We start from the raw sequence: 15,137 nt of genomic DNA, 5'->3' as shown, positions 1-15,137 counted from the left end.
GCGCTTCCAAAGGCGCCCGCAACGTCCCTTGCGACCTCCTTCAGGCCGTCCGAATTCAGCCCATGTTCCTCGGCGGCGCTTTTGAGCCGTTCGCCCGCCTTTGATGTCGAGGACTTCAAGCGTTCCCCAGCTTTTTCAGCAGCATCCGTCAATCGCTCTCCTGCTGGGCCGAGCGTGCGCCTCTCGACATCGCTGGCCGGCAAAGCAGCAGCTATGGCGGCACCGGCTGCGAAGCCGGCCAGAACAAAAGCCAATGGCTGTTCTTCCACCATGCGGCCAATCGTGTCTTGCAACGTTGATTGGGCTTGCTGCACCACGCGCCCTGACTTCTCGGATACGGAGCGACCGGCCTGTTCTGCGTATGACGCGGCGGATGATGCGTAGTGACTTGCGGTTTCACTCACCTTCTCCCCAATGCCGGCTAAATTGTCGCGCATGGCCTCAGCTGTCTCGCTAGCCTGTTCCTGCGCTTTTGACGCCCCGCCGCTGGCGGTGCGTGCGTGCGGAGCATTTTGGCGCCCGTTGGTTCCACGGGATTGCTCGCGATGCCCGGCACTTGAACCGCGGCTGCGCATTAGCAGCGCGCACCCTGCTGCGACGAGCAGAAGGCCTTCGGGATTGTTCCTAGCGGAGCTGAGAAGCCATTCTTTCGTTCCAAAATCCTGGACCTGTGAATTGCGGCTCATGTTAATTGCTCCTTGGTTGTCGCAATATCCTGCTTTATTTGGCTTATAGAGTGTGTCGGCAGAAGTTCTTTTTGCGCATCAGCGCGGCCCCTATAGTAGGCGAAAACAGCGGCAGCCGCCGTTGCGGTCGCGACTATGAGACACGACCAGTGCAGGGCTATCCCTAAGCTCGAGATTCCAAGTACGAGGGCTTGCATTAGAAGCAGAGCGGCGACCACTCCCAGCGCGCCAGCAGCAGACATCCACACACCTGCTTGGAGCTTCGTTGAGACGTTGGCGGACAGCTCCGCATGCGCCAGGCGCAACTCTTTTTGAAAGAGGTCCGCGGCGTCCGCCAACACTGCCGACAGTGCTTGAGGGAGAGGCGAATTCTTCAGTTGTTCCTGTGCCATCAGATCAGTTCGCTCCCGGCCGCCTTTCCTTGATGGATTCTGAAGCGGGAGGCGCGCTCTTCAGCGTGCGGAATGTCAAAAAACCCGCTACGGCGGCCAGCCCAAACACCAAACCCGGCTTGCGCCTGGCCAAATCGGACGCTGCAAGAACCAGTTGATCGACGGATCTGTCTCGCAGGTCGTCTGCGTATCCATCAAGCCTATTGGCGAAGGTGCGCACGACCCCAGCGACGATCGGTGCATTTGTGTCGAGGTCCTCGGCCGCACGTTTGGTCGAACTCGCCAGTTGGCCCATCACCTCGGCGCCGCTGCCGACCTGACGGTCCAACATCTCCTTCACCTGATTGGTCACGGTGGACGCGCCACCAGCGGCCGCCCGTTTGGCGGTTCCCGCTGCCCCTTGTGCTATGTCCGACGCTTTGGATAAGGCGCCCCTTACGGTTGCTCCTATGTCTTCCGAGGTACCGTCACCAGTCCTTACCGCAGTTGGGGGACGCCGTTCAGAATTCCGGTTGTTCATGGTTTCCTCCATTCGAGGAGCAAACGGAGGTAAGGCCCGTTGGTTCCCAATGAGCGACTGGCTAGGGTGTCCAAGTTGCATTTTCGAACTCGGTGCGCGGATCGGGTGCGTTTGCATTGGGAATGACGAGTTGCTTGCGGGCGAGCGCAATGCGAATCACCCATCTGTCCCTTCCCTGCCTGCTTCAACTCTGATGGAAGGCGCCGAGGTGGGGACCATATCTGGCGACGGTGAGCGCGACGAGGAGAGGCTGCGCGGACCTTCACGGCCGCCGCGCACCGGTCTTCGACCGCTGCGCCTCCCGCTGTCACTGGCGATCGGCGCCAAGCCTACGAGTTTGGCGATGGCTTTATTGGAAAGGGTGCCAATCTCGGACAACTCGGCCATCAGGAGTACGCGGGCGACACCGTTGACCGGACGGAAGATCTAATCGAGACAGGCCCACAGCGGGTCGTCGTCGCGTAGAGAGGCGATCTCGCCTTCAAGTCGGTGGCTCTGACGCTTCAGCAGAACAACGACCTCGTCGAGGCTGGCGAGGGGTTCGGCATCGGCGACGGCGCTTTTGCGTTGCTTCTGGATGGTGAGATCGCCTGTCACCTCGGCAAGCCGGGCCCGCGGCTTGAGCCGTTCTGGGCCACGCTCCGCGGCGTGGTTACAGCCGCTTGACCATGGCATGCAAAGTGAGCTGCGCGCTACGCATTGCGCTCGTCAAAACGCGACTGCTGGTCGGCGTCATCGGCCGATCCGCCCAGCGTGTCGGCGACCGTGGCACCTCGCGAACCCATCGGCTGCTGCGCACCTGTGGTGGTGTCCATCGCTGTCTGATGCTCCATCTCGGAATTCAGCTCCGCACCTACAACCAGGATAATCACAGAAATCCAAGTCCACATCATCAAGCCGATCACTGCCCCAAGGGCTCCATACGTCGCGTTGTAGTTGGCGAAGTTTTCAAGATAGTAGGAGAATCCTATCGAGACTGCGATCCAGACCACAGCCGCGAGGAAGGCGCCCCATGTCGCCCATTTCCACTTTGCCCTTTCACGGCTGGGCCCGTAGCGGTAAATCAGCGTGGTCCCAACGCCAGCCATGATGAGCATCATCGGCCATCGAAGGATCCGCACAAGGGCTTCGATCCAGCCGCCGAGGTTCAGCAGTGCAAGCACGGCCGGCACAATCCCCACCGCGACGATAAAGCCGATGCCAATGAGGATGGCGCCAAGTGTGAAGCCCAAGGCCAGGAGATTCAGGTGGATGAAGCCGCGCTTTTCACTCTCCTCGTAGGCGATGTTCATGGCTTCGAATAGCGTCTTTATGCCGTTACTGGCGCTCCACAGTGTGACGGCAAGGCCGAAGATGAAGCCGAAGCTGAGCGCGCCAGTCTTCTGAGCGGCTAAGGACGCAAGCTGAGATCTGATAATATCCAGACCTCCCGAGGGCAGTACGCCGCCAAGGAACGCAACGTGCTCAGCGATGGTCTGAGGATCGGCGACGAGACCGTAGATGGACACGAAGGCGGCAAGCGCTGGAAAGAAGGCAAGAAGCAGATAGAATGCGGCCCCGGCCGCGATAAGCATAACACGGTCCTCGGTGAGCTCAGCGAACACCCGCCACAGCACGTCCTTCCAGCCGCGGCCAGGAATCTCTGACGGCCATTCGGCATTGCGTCCCCGGCCCTCCGGGTCGGGCGGCCGCTCAAGTTGCACTTTACCTTCGTAAGCGTCCTCGGTTGTTTTCTTCGACATGGCCGCCGGTCCGGAGCACCTTCGTCGCAGGGAAACGTATAGTAGCGCCAAAGGATGCAGGTGCAGACCTGCGCTTGCAAATAACACCCCGGCTGCAGAAACACTCGCGGCATCCCCACTTGGACCTTCGGCTCCCATGCCCATCTGCTGGGATGCGACGGCTGAGCGTGCATGTTGTCGGGACGACAGCCTGATAATCCTCATTGCGCTGGATCAGTTTTAGGACACTCGCGTTACCAGCCATGATCTCGCTCGCGCCTGAACATCAGTTCGTCAACGCCGGAAGCATTCGGTTTCATGTCGTTCAGGCCGGGCCTGCCGGGGGTAAGCCGGTCATGCTCCTGCACGGCTTCCCGGACTTCTGGATCGGCTGGAGACGGCAGATCGGTACGCTCGCTTCCGCCGGATATCGGGTCATCGTTCCCGACCAGAGGGGCTACAACACCAGCGACAAGCCAGGGGGCATCCGCGAGTACACGCTCCCCAAGCTCCTCGGCGATGTCTTCGCCTTGGCCGACGCGCTCGGCATCGGAAGGTTTCACCTCGCCGGCCATGACTGGGGCGGCATCGTCGCTTGGGCCGCCGGGGGAAAGTTGCCTCATCGCCTGGACAAGCTCGTCATCCTGAATGCGCCCCATCCCGACGTGGTGTTTACCCATGCCCTGCGATCTCCGACGCAGTTTCTGCGGAGCAGTTACGTGGTTTTCTTCCAGATCCCATTGCTGCCCGAAGCCGTTTTGGGTGCGCGGCGCTCCGCCTTGCTCGCACGAGCACTCAGGACATCCAGCCGGGAAGGCGCCTTCGAAGAAGAGGAGATTGCAGAATATCGGCAGGCTTGGGAGCGGCCGGGGGCGCTGACCAGCATGCTCAACTGGTATCGCGCCTTGCGCTTTCGCCCGAGCCTGAAGGAGCGGATCACGACGCCCACTCTTGTTATGTGGGGGATGCAGGACCAGGCTCTGGAATCCGGGCTGGCCAAGCGCAGTCTCGCCCTTTGCGACGATGGCCGCCTGCAGACTTTCGAGGAGGGGACGCATTGGGTTCAACGCGAAGAGAGCAACGCGGTGAATGCGGCGCTTCTGGCGTTCCTGGAGGGCTGAGGAACTCAAAAATGGATAGAAACTGGGGGCAGCGTCAGATGGAGCCGGAGGAGGCCTGCAGGGCATTCCTGGCTGCGGCAAAAGAGGAGGGGACATTACAACTAGCTAAGTTGGATTGCGGTATAAGGTTCTATTATCTCCGACCAACACCGCGCTTTGCGGAGTAGATCGACAATGAGATCGACATCGTCCGTCGCCCTGACATCCCCAAGCGTGACTTCGTCGGTAATGAAAAGAGCGGTCGTGCATCCGCCCACAAATATCAGACGCTCCCGAAAGTCGCTTCCCAGCGCCTCGGCTACTATCTGTAGCATGTGGAGCAGCTCGCCTCTGATGGTAGTCATTTCTTCAGAAGCCTTTCAGAAAGCCGCTCACCGGCAAGGCCCACCTCCCGCTGGTTTCCGAGCCGGATCGCATCGACAAGCGCAAGATATTCGTCCAGCCGCTCATCTTTCGGAACAGCTTCAGGCACGCTCTTGAACAAGGGCTCGATCGATTGGCCCATATCCCGGCCTTCCGCAAACGGCCAGATGTGGATGTACTCACCGCCGCTCATCAGCAGTCCTTTTAGCATTGGCGCGGCAAAGGCCGTCGGCATGCCGCGCGTGATGCCGCCCGCCTTGCGGGGAACACAAATTTCAGTCCGTGGACGAGAAAATTGTGTAGATTGCGGCGAGGGGGATTGGCTCGGCCCGTATCTCGATCTTTGATGGCGAGTCCCGACGAGAGGGTTCGCTTGATCGAAGCGTCGATCTCGTTTTGCTGATCCCGGGTAGCGATTCCAGGCCGCGAACTGAGTACGGGGCCTCGCCCGAGAAGCTCCAATGAAGCTCCCCGGAGCCAACTTGCCCCTCCTGCTCCTGCAAGCTCACGAGCTTCAGAAGCATCACGATATCCTGACTTTTCATCCCATTCATGCGGTGTGTCCTCTGTCCTAGGACATAAGACCATATCAAGGTGTATGACCCCAGTGCAGAGCGAACTCAGAACATCAAGGTGGCTTGCGCCGTCTCACTCGGCCTCAGCAAACTCGAAAGCCAACTCTCCGCCAGCGAACTGGCCGGGACGAACCGTCCTGATTTCGCTGCCGACCTCCATGACGATGCCGCAGTATTCTTGACCCATGTGCATGGGGCTTCGACATTCTGGATCCCCCTATACGGCCACAGGTCCGAGCCGCAAATGCAGGTCGCCGAGAGCTGGATGATGGGTCAGTCGGATGAAGAACCTTCGGGTCGGCGACTTCATCGCAGCGGATGTCGCCAGGACCATAAAGAACTGTTCCAAGCTTCCAAGCATTGTTGTTGTCCTGTCGTCAGTATGGGATCAGGAGAGGAGTTCGATGCGGAGCGGAATTCGCCTCCCACCAGCAGAGGATCGAAGCCGCCGTCGATGCGACCGAGCCTAATCAATCCCTGGACCAGTGGTAGCCGGCGTAGAAGATCGCAAGTTTGCCCCAAGGTGCATAGTAGCAGAGGTCCCGAACGGGCCGCTGCCCTCTTCGCTGAGCTTGCGCGGCAGGTAGCTGATCTTCTCGTTGTTCGCGGAGCGCACCTACTTGAAGGTTTGGAGAAGGCCAACTGTCGTCTAGCTTTGCAGACCGGGCCGGATGCTTTTCCTCGAGGATTGCAATGATCGTACATTTAGTGGACGGCACATACGAACTGTTTCGCCACTTCTACGGCCAACGCCGGTTCAACAACGGCCATGACAAGCCGTTTGGCGCCGTCGTCGGCGTGCTGAACACAGTGCTGGAGATGATCGAGAATGGCGCCACACACGTTGGGGTGGCTACCGATCATGTAGTCGAATCTTTAGAAATCAGCTCTGGCCCGGCTACAAGACCGGGGATGGCATCGAGCCGGCGTTGCTCGCGCAGTTTCACCCCCTCGAGGAAGCCTTGGCGGCGATGGGAGTGGCGGTCTGGCCGATGATGGAGCTCGAAGCCGACGACGCGCTGGCCTCCGCGGCGCACAGCGCGGCTGCCGATGAGCGCGTGCAGAAGGCGTGCATCTGGACGCCGGACAAGGATCTCGCGCAGTGTGTCCGCGGTGACCACGTGGTCCAGGTAGACCGCAGGACCCAGAAAATTCGCGATGGCGCGGGTGTACGCGAGAAGTTCGGAGTTGAGCCGGCCCTCATTCCAGATTTCCTCGCGCTCGTCGGTGATGCCGCCGATGGCTATCCGGGTCTCGAAGGCATCGGCCTGGTCTCGGCTGCCCGGCTGCTTGGCCGCTACGGCCCTCTTGAACGCTTTCCGCCTGAAGCCCTCGGTAAGGTAGAGAGCTCGCGCTTTTGTTCAAAAATCTCGCGACGCTTCGCACGGACGCTCGGCTGTCCGCGTCCGGGACAGCCAGGACCCACTTAACCGACGGTGAATTTCTGCGCTGGCCAAACAGTGCGGCTGCACCTTATCAAAAATCGCGATCAGGATTGCGCGGAGAACTGGGCTTGATGAGCAGATGATTCTCCGTGGTCTCTTCGACCGCGAGTGTCTCGGCTCGACGGCATCGGTCTTGGCATCGCGATCCCTCACGCTCTGCTGGGCACGATCTCTTCGCCAGTCGTGCCTTTGACACGCTTGGTCCAGCCCGTTGACTTCGACGGGCCTACGACGACCAGTCGATCTCATTTAGACTGTACAGCGAGGGCCTTCTCACGTCCAGGCTAATAGCCCGTTTTGAGGCGTTTCGGCTGCCGCGGGAGAAGGCAGTATTTCGGGCTTCAAGTGGGGCGGCTCTTCAGTGTTAGGGAGGCCGGCATGACCTCACATCAGATCTTCAACCATCCGCGCAATTTTCCCCAGACCTGCGGTGGTCCCTCTTGTTCTAAGGAGTCCCTGTTCAGCCGCGGCCGCCTTGAAGGCCTCGAGCGCAGCTTGCTGGCTGCAATGCCCGGCGAGGGACTCCTCGACCATTCGGATCGCGTTGAGCCGCCCCGGCTTTCCCATTCTAGGCCATGGTTGCTGAAGCACCTTCATTGCGTCGGCTATGGACGCGACCACCGTCAGGTTGCGATTGAGGCAGATTGTAATTGGACTGAAGGCCCGCATTCTTGTCGCTCCCCACGATTGAACGCAGCTAAACGCGAAGACAAGGGCAGTGGTTGCATGAATGTGGACTACCGCGAATTCAAAGAATCGCTGGCCGATGCGATTGAGGCTGAGCTGGCTCTCCTTGGGCCCGGCACTTTGCCTAGCCGGACCATCCTCTCGTCGTACAACAGGACCCGGCCGGCAAAAAGCATCTGTGCACCGTCCGACGCCGCGAACTATTTTTCGAGCTCGTCACGCCGCTTGCCGACGGCTTCTCAAGCACACCGCGACGAATTCGACGGCTGTGAGGGAGGAGATGAAAAGATTATGGTCGTTTCGTTGGGCCCTCCTTTAGAGCAGGGGCTCCGAGGCGGTTTGTATCGAGCAGATGTCGCATCAGATCTTGACCTGGAGATCGGCTCCGGCAGCGGGATCGGCGCAGCGCGGCAAGGATGCCACGTTCCTTCGGCGGCCCACCGGCGATGGTCTGGCTGACGGCCCCGCGAAGGCGCGAAGCATCGAGGCCTTCTTCTGCCAGTCGGGCGAGCCAACTTTCTTTGGCTGGGAGGGCGGTGCAGTGCTTCGGCTCGGAACTGTTGACACATGCGTCAGGCTGGCAGACCGGAAGCGGCGGCGTGCCCTGACGTCATGGAGACTAGCCTCGCTTCCGAAGCCGCAGATTGTGATCTCGTTGGCTATGCAGAGCATCCAGCCGTCGTTTTGATCCGTTTCCGTCATCCAGAGCCAGCGACCATCCATGAGATCCGTCTCAAACGCTTAAAAGCCGGTCTTGCCCCGCCGCGACTGTGTGGAAATCAGCCATGTTTCAAAGTCGGAATGCTGGACGAACTCGACAAGGAACTGGAGCGACGCAAGCACTGCTTCGTTCGCTACGCCGACGACTGCCCTCTATGTTCGCAGCGAGCGTGCGGGCGCACGGGTGATGGCCAGCGTCGAACACTTCCTCGACAGGCGTCTGAAGCTGAGGGTCAAGATACGGAAGAGCGCGGGTCAGCTTGGGAGAGGAGCGTTTCATAGTCTGGTGGGGCCTAATTCGCCTCGTAGTCCTAGTGGTCACCTATCGGCGCTCACCGGTCCCCTGAAGCTCCCGATAAACGCTCCGCTCACTGACCCCAGTTCCTTTGGCTATCGCTGTTCTGGTCATGCCCTCGGCATCCAACTTCACGATCTTGTCGCGCTTCCCCATCGCTGTTGGCTTCGGTCCTGGGTACTTGGTCTTGTCGCCTTTTGGCGGCATCGATCCCGATCCGTTGGCGCTCCAGCATGACGCTACGCTCAAGGCCATCCGCCAGTATCTGGCGCCCTTCTACAAGTGGCGGCAGGCCGAGATCGTGGCGGCGGCCGAGCCGCTGATGCCTGGCCACCAGGCCTTTATCCGCATCATCAACCGGCGCGATCAGGCCAGACCTTTGAAACGCCTGTTCGTGGCCTCCACGCTCATATCGGCGCAGCGGGCGCTCGACATCACTAGAGCTCATTGGCAAGCAGTCCGCCGCTATACACTGGCCGTGTCCAGGCGTGGGCGTGGCCTTTCCGCCTGGGTATTAGGGTGCGGCCTGCCCGATCGGCCGTCCCTCGATCGACCCTGAGTTGCTGATCCGCATGGGGATCGTCGGCCAGCTCGTCCTCGACTCGATGAGCGAAGTCGTCGACGCCGTGCGCACCGGGAAGACAAGCCTGGAGCTGTAGCGGCCTCGCCTGTCCCGCCCCGGTGTCGTCGCTTCGCTGGCGCCACGGTGAGAACGCATAGATCTGGTCCAGTATTTTCAGCATCAGAACGTTGAGCTGGCGGGAACTTGCTCGCCAGCCGAGTTGAGTTCAGGCGGTGGTCGGGGGAGATCAGCCAGCCACACGCTGGTGATTCCAACCCGAGCCGATGTGCCAATCAGCAACCTTCGTCGGTCTTTTTCACCTGGCCCGGCGCCGCGGTATTGGCTGTCGTGTCCTGCTGACCAGGCGCCGCCTGCTGAGCGCTGCCAGTCTGCTGGCCCGGCGCGCAGTCTCTGGCCGAGTTCGGATTTGTGGTGCCGCTGGTGGTCGTCGTGTCGGTGCCCTGATCGCCGGACATGTTGGTGCCGCTGCTCGTCGTGCCGGTGCCCTGATCCGTCGTACTGGGCATGGTTGTGGTGGTCGAGGTTCCGCTCGAAGTTCCGCTAGTCGTCTGGGCAAAGGAAAGCCCGGCCGACACCGCCAGCACGGCCGAAGCCAAAAGGATGCGTTTCATCATCTTTCTCCTGTCTGAATGCGCGGGATGCGCCTGGCAAATTGAACAGGCAGACAGAAGGAGTGTTCCCCGATGAAGTTCAACTTTTGTAACTCTGGTCGTAGGTCAGCCTTACGATTGCGGGCGTATATTAGAAGCCTCTTGAAGAGGACACTGCCCGCACCAGAATCCATGGCATGGCTCGGGGAATAGGCATTGGTGACCAGGTGGCGATTACGGCCAGGGTTCGAAGGCGGATAACAATAACAGAGGACCGCGTAAGCGTCTCTATCCCAGGTTACGACTTCCCACATTCCATCATCGACCACACCAAGGTGAACCGAGGCCAGCAAATCGACCTGAAAGGCGAGGTCACGCGCATCGACGAGGACACCGTGACGATCGACCTCGGGCCGCTGGTCACGGTCGACCGTGACAAGGTCCGGCTAATGGAGAAATATCGGCCGCCAAAACGACGAAAGGCACTTGTCGATGCCCCGGATTAGAACCGACAACATCGCGACCGGCTATGAGGGCAGGCCGCATGACGGGCCGGTAGAGGACGAGTCGAAGCACTTGGTCTACTGCCCAGTCTGCGGCCAAACGTTCGACGCGCGCGATCTTGGACAGGTCTTTCATCACGCTGAGCCGCAGCACCAGCCGCTTCCGGTCGAGCAATAGTCCAGCTAATTGAGCTCCGGCGGCAGACCGTCATTGAGACCCTTCAGCGCGCCACCGACGTACGTTGGATGAGAAAAGGGTGCTGCGTGCACCGCGCCTTCCCCGCGCGCCGATGCTCCACCTGGACCGCAAAAAAGTCCCGCCGCACTGCCAGAACGGCGGGACCGATCAAACGCTTTGCACCAGGCGGGGGGATGCGGGGGGTGGGCTTGCCAAGTGAGCGCGGACCGTAACCAACCCTAAGCGCCACAGCGGCAACGCGTCCACCAACCGCCGGTTGGAGCGATAGGACGACTGAGCCGCCGGCAGGTCAGGTCATCCCGGGTCGCTATCGCTCGCAACCAGACGGTAGCGGAAATTGTTGCGGATGTGGTCGTTGAAATAGCGGCCCTTGGCGAACGCGGCCCGGAACGCGGCAAAGGTTTCCGGCGGTACCCCCTCAAACTCGTACCGTTTACGGCTGGCGACGAACCACACCGAGAGGGTTCTTCTATCCCGATCATATTCCATCTTGCGGATCGAAGTAGATGGCATGAGCACCACAGCCCCAGGGCCCGCGCCTTGCGGGGAGCGCGGGCCGATCGGGATACCGATCTGCAGCAATACCTGGAGGGGAGGAATGGCTGCGTGCACCGAACTTGCGCGGCGGTCCCGTGTTCCAACCAGGATACAAAAAAGCTAGCTGCACCTTTCGGCATCATGCGGACGTTGGATTTGTGAGAAAGCGGGAGCGTCAATACCAACTTCTGGCGATGGAATTTTCCCGTGAGATAGGCACGCTCCACGGCGAAAGGAGTGCCCCGCCATGACCGTCCTCGCCTACAACCTTGCCAATGACATCGAAGGATTGTGGAGGGTCGTCTTCGTGCCGGACGAACTGCATCTGTATGTGGAATTCAGCCAGCCAGACGCCGACACAAACCCGGCTGATTGGATGAGCGTTGATGATTTCCTTGCATGGCGGCCGAAAGGCGCACTCCACGAGCGAGCGCGCGACAGCTTGGTTTCGCTCATTTGCAAGGCGCTGACAGGGCGATGAGACAAGGGAAACCCGCACCGAGATCCAGTGCGAGCGCCGCGAGTGGGCCTAGGGCCCCACAAGCCAGTGCCACCCCGCCGCCGGCAAACCGCGGCGGGCGAGTGCCTCGGGGACACGATGGTAGATTGCTAATGCGTTCGCGCGTGTGGCCTTAAGTCGCAAACTATTGGCTTCAGAAGCAGGGCGTAGGGCTTCATTGATGGTGCTACCAACACCATATGGTGACCCATAGCCCTCCAAAACGAGAGAAGCTCGTCCCGACGGGTCGCACTGCGGCCGTCAGCTGGTAACTGCTACGAACTAGGAAACCATCATGCCTGAAAATATCAGACCAACTTCGAGAGATGTCCCCCTCATTCAGCTAGGCCTCTATCAGTGCCGCTTCCCGGTGAGCGAAGACGCTTCTGTACCCGGCGGTTATCGTTTTTGTGCTGGGCCAACTTCGCCGGATCGCGTCTACTGCGATCACCACCACCACATTGTGACCGCCGTGGACCCTCGTCGAGCCCGTTCGGGTCTTCACCTCGCTCAACGACGCGCCGCGTAAGTCTGACTGGCGGCGGCCTCCCGGCCAGGCGCTATGCGCTCCAAGGCCGCCTTGGCTACGACCTTTCCGTCGGCTCGGTCTGGCCCATCCTCCCTGTCTTCGCCGATGTATCCCCCGTCGCCCGATTGAGAACGACGATTTCTCGCCGAGCCCTTCAGCTCGCTACTCGCACAAACGCGTCGGCTCCAAAGGTTTGTCTGTCAGCACATCTTCAATGTGCCCGCGCCTGAAGCCCCAACATCTTCTGCGACCTAACCGCGTACCTGGCACCGCCGATCGGTTGCTGCGGCGGATTTTCGCTGTTCGCAGCTGAATAATGCCTATCAACCTTGTCATCGCACCTGGTCGCACGTAGCGGCCGTTCGAATTCTCATCGCTCGGCGCGATGTTTGGTCCGTCTGGCCAGAAGAGCGGAGCAAGCCATTGACACCCACGAAGTTGCTGATTGGGCAGATCGCTGTCGTATTCGCAATTGTCATTCTTGGCGTGTGGACTGCAACCCAATGGTGCGCCCACATGCTCTCCTATCAGCCGTCACTCGGCGCACCATGGTTTGTGACAGTCGGCTGGCCGATCTACCAGCCGTGGAAGCTGTTCGAATGGTGGTTCCAATTTGACGCCTATGCGCCTGAGGTCTTTGACAAGGCTGGCATACTTGCCGGAGCCAGTGGGTTCCTGGGCTGTGCCGCCGCGATAGCTGGGTCCCTCTGGCGCGCACGGCAGCGGGGGTTGGTCACCACCTATGGGTCCTCACGATGGGCCATGAAGCTGGAAATCGAGAAGGCGGGGCTGTTTCAGCCGGCCGGCGTTTTCCTTGGCGGACTGAATTATCGCTATCTGCGCCATGACGGACCGGAACACGTCATGGCCTTTGCGCCGACACGTTCGGGCAAGGGCGTCGGACTCGTTGTTCCAACCCTTCTTTCCTGGACCGGCTCGGCCGTCATTCACGACATCAAAGGCGAGAACTGGCAGCTGACCTCTGGCTGGAGGTCGAAGTTCTCGCACTGTCTCTTGTTCAATCCGACCGATCCGAGATCGGCGCGGTACAACCCGCTGCTGGAAGTGCGCAAAGGTCCAGATGAGGTCCGCGACGTTCAGAACATCGCCGACATTCTCGTCGATCCGGAAGGCGCGCTGGAGCGGCGGAGCCATTGGGAGAAGACCAGTCATTCACTTCTAGTTGGCGCCATCTTGCACGTGCTCTACGCCGAAGAGGAAAAGACACTCGCCCGTGTCGCCACCTTCCTGTCGGACCCGCAACGCTCATTCGCTGCGACACTGCAGCGGATGATGACCACCAACCACCTCGGCACGGTGGACAAGCCCCAGGTCCATCCGGTCGTGGCCTCGGCGGCTCGTGAGGTGCTGAACAAGTCAGAGAACGAGCGCTCAGGCGTTCTCTCGACCGCCATGTCGTTTCTCGGGCTCTATCGTGATCCAACGGTGGCCGCGGCAACATCGGCCTGCGACTGGCGCATTGCCGACCTTGTGGATGCCGAGCGACCGATGTCGCTGTATCTGGTCGTGCCGCCGTCGGATATCTCCCGCACTAAGCCCCTGGTGCGATTGGTGCTCAATCAAATCGGCCGGCGGCTGACCGAGCGCCTGGAGGGCGATCCAAAGAAGAGCCGCAAGCATCAGCTCCTGATGATGCTGGATGAATTTCCGGCGCTCGGTCGGCTCGACTTCTTCGAGACTGCGCTCGCCTTCATGGCAGGCTACGGCATCCGCGCTTATCTGATAGCGCAATCGTTGAACCAAATCTCCAAGGCCTATGGCGAGAACAACGCCATTCTCGACAATTGCCATGTGCGGATTGCCTTTTCCTCAAATGACGAGCGCACGGCCAAACGCATCTCGGACGCGCTCGGTACCGCGACGGAACTCAGATCGATGCGTAACTATGCCGGCCATCGGTTGGCGCCCTGGTTGTCCCACGTCATGGTAAGCCGCCAAGAGACCGCTCGCCCCCTGCTGACGCCGGGTGAGGTGATGCAGTTGCCGCAGGCTGACGAACTAATCCTGGTTTCGGGATTGCCGCCGATTCGCGCCAAGAAGTTGCGTTATTACCAGGATCCGAATTTCACGGAGCGAGTGCTGCCTTCGCCGGTGCTGCGCGACGGTGCCTACGCGGATCGGCCCACGTCGCGCCCGGACGATTGGAGCGGACAGGTGCGCGGCGTGGATCGGCGTCTTGCTGGCGACGACGACAGTGCCGGCGCGGCAATCGAAGACGGAGGTGTCCAGCAGCAGCGCCATCCGGGCCTGCCCGAAGAACGGACCCTCGTCGCCCAGGAGCCTGATCATGGCGATCTGTTCACGCCCGCAGACGATGACTGCGAGACGCTCGCCGACAAGCGCGTCATGGATCGGATTTCCACCGCAGCACGTGCGTACGGCCTCAATGAGGGAATGGGCGACGACAAGGACATCGTGCCCGGCTTCTGAACGGCGCGCCATACGCGGGCGCATCTCAGCGTAGATAACGGCCGTAAGCGATTTCGAGGATCTCGACGATGCTCGTTCCCGTCGCCGGTGCATCAGCGCCGGTCAGAGGGAACAAGCAGCATGAAGCCCCACCGCATTCGTCACCAGTTTTTGCTTGGACCCGAGTTGAGCGAGAAGCTGGAGAACCTCAGCCGCAATCCATCGACCACCAAATCGGCCATTGTGGCGCACGCGGTCGAGGCCTTTATCGAGCGGCGTGGGGAGAATGAACTCGACCACCGCTACGGCAAGAGGCTCGACCGTCTTTCCCGTGACCTCGGACATGTCAGGCGCGATGTCGAGATGATCCTGGAGAGCCTGGCGCGCTTCATCCGCTTTTCGATCACGCTTCATGCTCACACGCCGGTGCCGGACAAGGCGACGCAAGCGATTGCCCAGGAGCGCTTCGAGAAGTTCGTCGAACAAGTCGGCCGCCAAATCGCTTCCGGGAAACGGTCACTTGGCACCGACGATCGCAGGGGAGGGGAAGGATGAGTTCTCATCCGGAAGCCGACCATCGCCGCCGCGCCATGCTGCGCACCGCCATGGGTCCGGCGATCACCGAAGCCCTTGCCGATGCGACCGTCATTGAGGTGATGGTCAATCCCGACGGTGCGCTGCGGCTCGACCGGTTGGGTGAAGGCCGGGTCGACACCGGCGTGCACATGCATCCTTCTGAGGC

18 protein-coding genes and 4 pseudogenes are annotated in these 15,137 nt (G+C 60.6%); 9 read left to right on the top strand and 13 right to left on the bottom strand.

The features are described from left to right. The 5 genes and pseudogenes from NKJ13_RS30855 to NKJ13_RS30830 form a co-directional block, all read right to left on the bottom strand. On the bottom strand, window positions 1-686 hold a 686-nt coding region (locus NKJ13_RS30855; protein ID WP_352779422.1), incomplete at its 3' end, for a hypothetical protein. After that, complete coding sequence (locus NKJ13_RS30850; RefSeq protein ID WP_352508328.1) at window positions 683-1,078, bottom strand: phage holin family protein; 396 nt, start codon at window positions 1,076-1,078, stop codon at window positions 683-685. The genes NKJ13_RS30855 and NKJ13_RS30850, both read right to left, overlap by 4 nt. A 4-nt stretch (window positions 1,079-1,082) precedes the next feature. Then, window positions 1,083-1,430, bottom strand: coding sequence for a hypothetical protein (locus NKJ13_RS30845; protein ID WP_352508329.1), 348 nt, complete (start codon window positions 1,428-1,430; stop codon window positions 1,083-1,085). A gap of 229 nt (window positions 1,431-1,659) precedes the next feature. After that, window positions 1,660-2,228: pseudogene (locus NKJ13_RS31720) on the bottom strand (transposase); the annotation flags it as partial. Between the two features lie 62 nt (window positions 2,229-2,290). Beyond that, complete coding sequence (locus tag NKJ13_RS30830; RefSeq protein ID WP_352508332.1) at window positions 2,291-3,478, bottom strand: YihY/virulence factor BrkB family protein; 1,188 nt, start codon at window positions 3,476-3,478, stop codon at window positions 2,291-2,293. A gap of 104 nt (window positions 3,479-3,582) precedes the next feature. On the opposite strand from NKJ13_RS30830, the gene NKJ13_RS30825 reads away from it, so the two are divergent. Beyond that, window positions 3,583-4,440, top strand: a complete 858-nt coding sequence (locus tag NKJ13_RS30825) for an alpha/beta fold hydrolase (RefSeq protein ID WP_352779420.1) — start codon at window positions 3,583-3,585, stop codon at window positions 4,438-4,440. Window positions 4,441-4,780: 340 nt separating this feature from the next. On the opposite strand, the gene NKJ13_RS30820 is transcribed toward NKJ13_RS30825, so the two are convergent. From NKJ13_RS30820 to NKJ13_RS30810, 3 genes and pseudogenes are all read right to left on the bottom strand, one after another. Beyond that, complete coding sequence (locus tag NKJ13_RS30820; protein ID WP_352508334.1) at window positions 4,781-5,038, bottom strand: hypothetical protein; 258 nt, start codon at window positions 5,036-5,038, stop codon at window positions 4,781-4,783. Between the two features lie 446 nt (window positions 5,039-5,484). After that, window positions 5,485-5,698, bottom strand: a pseudogene (locus NKJ13_RS30815) (alcohol dehydrogenase catalytic domain-containing protein); the annotation flags it as partial. A gap of 150 nt (window positions 5,699-5,848) precedes the next feature. Next, the gene (locus NKJ13_RS30810; protein WP_352516146.1) at window positions 5,849-6,097 is read right to left on the bottom strand and encodes a cyclophilin-like fold protein; all 249 of its coding nucleotides are present in this window, start codon (window positions 6,095-6,097) and stop codon (window positions 5,849-5,851) included. 153 nt (window positions 6,098-6,250) lie between these two features. Between NKJ13_RS30810 and NKJ13_RS30805 the strand changes: the two genes are divergently transcribed. Next, a complete protein-coding gene (locus NKJ13_RS30805; protein ID WP_352508345.1) occupies window positions 6,251-6,808 on the top strand; it encodes a 5'-3' exonuclease in 558 nt (185 codons plus the stop codon). A 399-nt stretch (window positions 6,809-7,207) separates the two neighbouring features. On the opposite strand, the gene NKJ13_RS30800 is transcribed toward NKJ13_RS30805, so the two are convergent. The 3 genes and pseudogenes from NKJ13_RS30800 to NKJ13_RS30790 form a co-directional block, all read right to left on the bottom strand. Next, the gene (locus NKJ13_RS30800) at window positions 7,208-7,420 is read right to left on the bottom strand and encodes a DUF982 domain-containing protein (protein ID WP_352516152.1); all 213 of its coding nucleotides are present in this window, start codon (window positions 7,418-7,420) and stop codon (window positions 7,208-7,210) included. 735 nt (window positions 7,421-8,155) lie between these two features. Then, window positions 8,156-8,320, bottom strand: a pseudogene (locus NKJ13_RS30795) (diguanylate cyclase); the annotation flags it as partial. Between the two features lie 232 nt (window positions 8,321-8,552). Further along, window positions 8,553-8,681 carry a helix-turn-helix domain-containing protein gene (locus NKJ13_RS30790; protein WP_352516145.1) on the bottom strand — a complete coding sequence of 43 codons (129 nt, stop codon included), beginning with the start codon at window positions 8,679-8,681 and terminating at the stop codon, window positions 8,553-8,555. A 31-nt stretch (window positions 8,682-8,712) separates the two neighbouring features. On the opposite strand from NKJ13_RS30790, the gene NKJ13_RS30785 reads away from it, so the two are divergent. After that, on the top strand, window positions 8,713-9,084 hold the full coding sequence (locus tag NKJ13_RS30785; protein WP_352508346.1) for a hypothetical protein: 372 nt from the start codon (window positions 8,713-8,715) through the stop codon (window positions 9,082-9,084). A 296-nt stretch (window positions 9,085-9,380) separates the two neighbouring features. Here NKJ13_RS30785 and NKJ13_RS30780 read toward each other — a convergent pair whose 3' ends face one another. Then, window positions 9,381-9,719 carry a hypothetical protein gene (locus NKJ13_RS30780; RefSeq protein WP_352457937.1) on the bottom strand — a complete coding sequence of 113 codons (339 nt, stop codon included), beginning with the start codon at window positions 9,717-9,719 and terminating at the stop codon, window positions 9,381-9,383. Between the two features lie 176 nt (window positions 9,720-9,895). Between NKJ13_RS30780 and NKJ13_RS30775 the strand changes: the two genes are divergently transcribed. Further along, window positions 9,896-10,204: a hypothetical protein gene (locus NKJ13_RS30775; RefSeq protein ID WP_352682161.1), complete on the top strand. Its 309-nt coding sequence runs from the start codon at window positions 9,896-9,898 to the stop codon at window positions 10,202-10,204. Then, window positions 10,191-10,379 (top strand): hypothetical protein, encoded by a 189-nt coding sequence (locus NKJ13_RS30770; RefSeq protein WP_352508339.1) that lies wholly within the window; start codon window positions 10,191-10,193, stop codon window positions 10,377-10,379. The genes NKJ13_RS30775 and NKJ13_RS30770 overlap by 14 nt, the downstream gene beginning before the upstream one ends. A 315-nt stretch (window positions 10,380-10,694) precedes the next feature. Here the strand turns inward: NKJ13_RS30770 and NKJ13_RS30765 are convergent, their stop codons facing one another. Beyond that, window positions 10,695-11,012, bottom strand: a complete 318-nt coding sequence (locus NKJ13_RS30765; protein ID WP_352508340.1) for a KTSC domain-containing protein — start codon at window positions 11,010-11,012, stop codon at window positions 10,695-10,697. 172 nt (window positions 11,013-11,184) lie between these two features. Between NKJ13_RS30765 and NKJ13_RS30760 the strand changes: the two genes are divergently transcribed. The 4 genes and pseudogenes from NKJ13_RS30760 to NKJ13_RS30740 form a co-directional block, all read left to right on the top strand. Then, window positions 11,185-11,418 carry a hypothetical protein gene (locus NKJ13_RS30760; RefSeq protein WP_352508341.1) on the top strand — a complete coding sequence of 78 codons (234 nt, stop codon included), beginning with the start codon at window positions 11,185-11,187 and terminating at the stop codon, window positions 11,416-11,418. Between the two features lie 970 nt (window positions 11,419-12,388). After that, a complete protein-coding gene (locus NKJ13_RS30750; RefSeq protein ID WP_352509271.1) occupies window positions 12,389-14,416 on the top strand; it encodes a conjugal transfer protein TraG in 2,028 nt (675 codons plus the stop codon). 120 nt (window positions 14,417-14,536) lie between these two features. Further along, window positions 14,537-14,950 carry a CopG family transcriptional regulator gene (locus NKJ13_RS30745; protein ID WP_352509270.1) on the top strand — a complete coding sequence of 138 codons (414 nt, stop codon included), beginning with the start codon at window positions 14,537-14,539 and terminating at the stop codon, window positions 14,948-14,950. Beyond that, a pseudogene (locus tag NKJ13_RS30740) lies at window positions 14,947-15,137 on the top strand (P-type conjugative transfer ATPase TrbB); the annotation flags it as partial. The gene NKJ13_RS30745 and the pseudogene NKJ13_RS30740, both read left to right, overlap by 4 nt.

This window comes from Mesorhizobium sp. M0174, assembly GCF_040322275.1.
In the GTDB taxonomy this organism is placed as follows: domain Bacteria; phylum Pseudomonadota; class Alphaproteobacteria; order Rhizobiales; family Rhizobiaceae; genus Mesorhizobium.
Note: the sequence above shows the minus strand (reverse complement) of the source record. Positions and strands in the feature narration are given on the sequence as shown.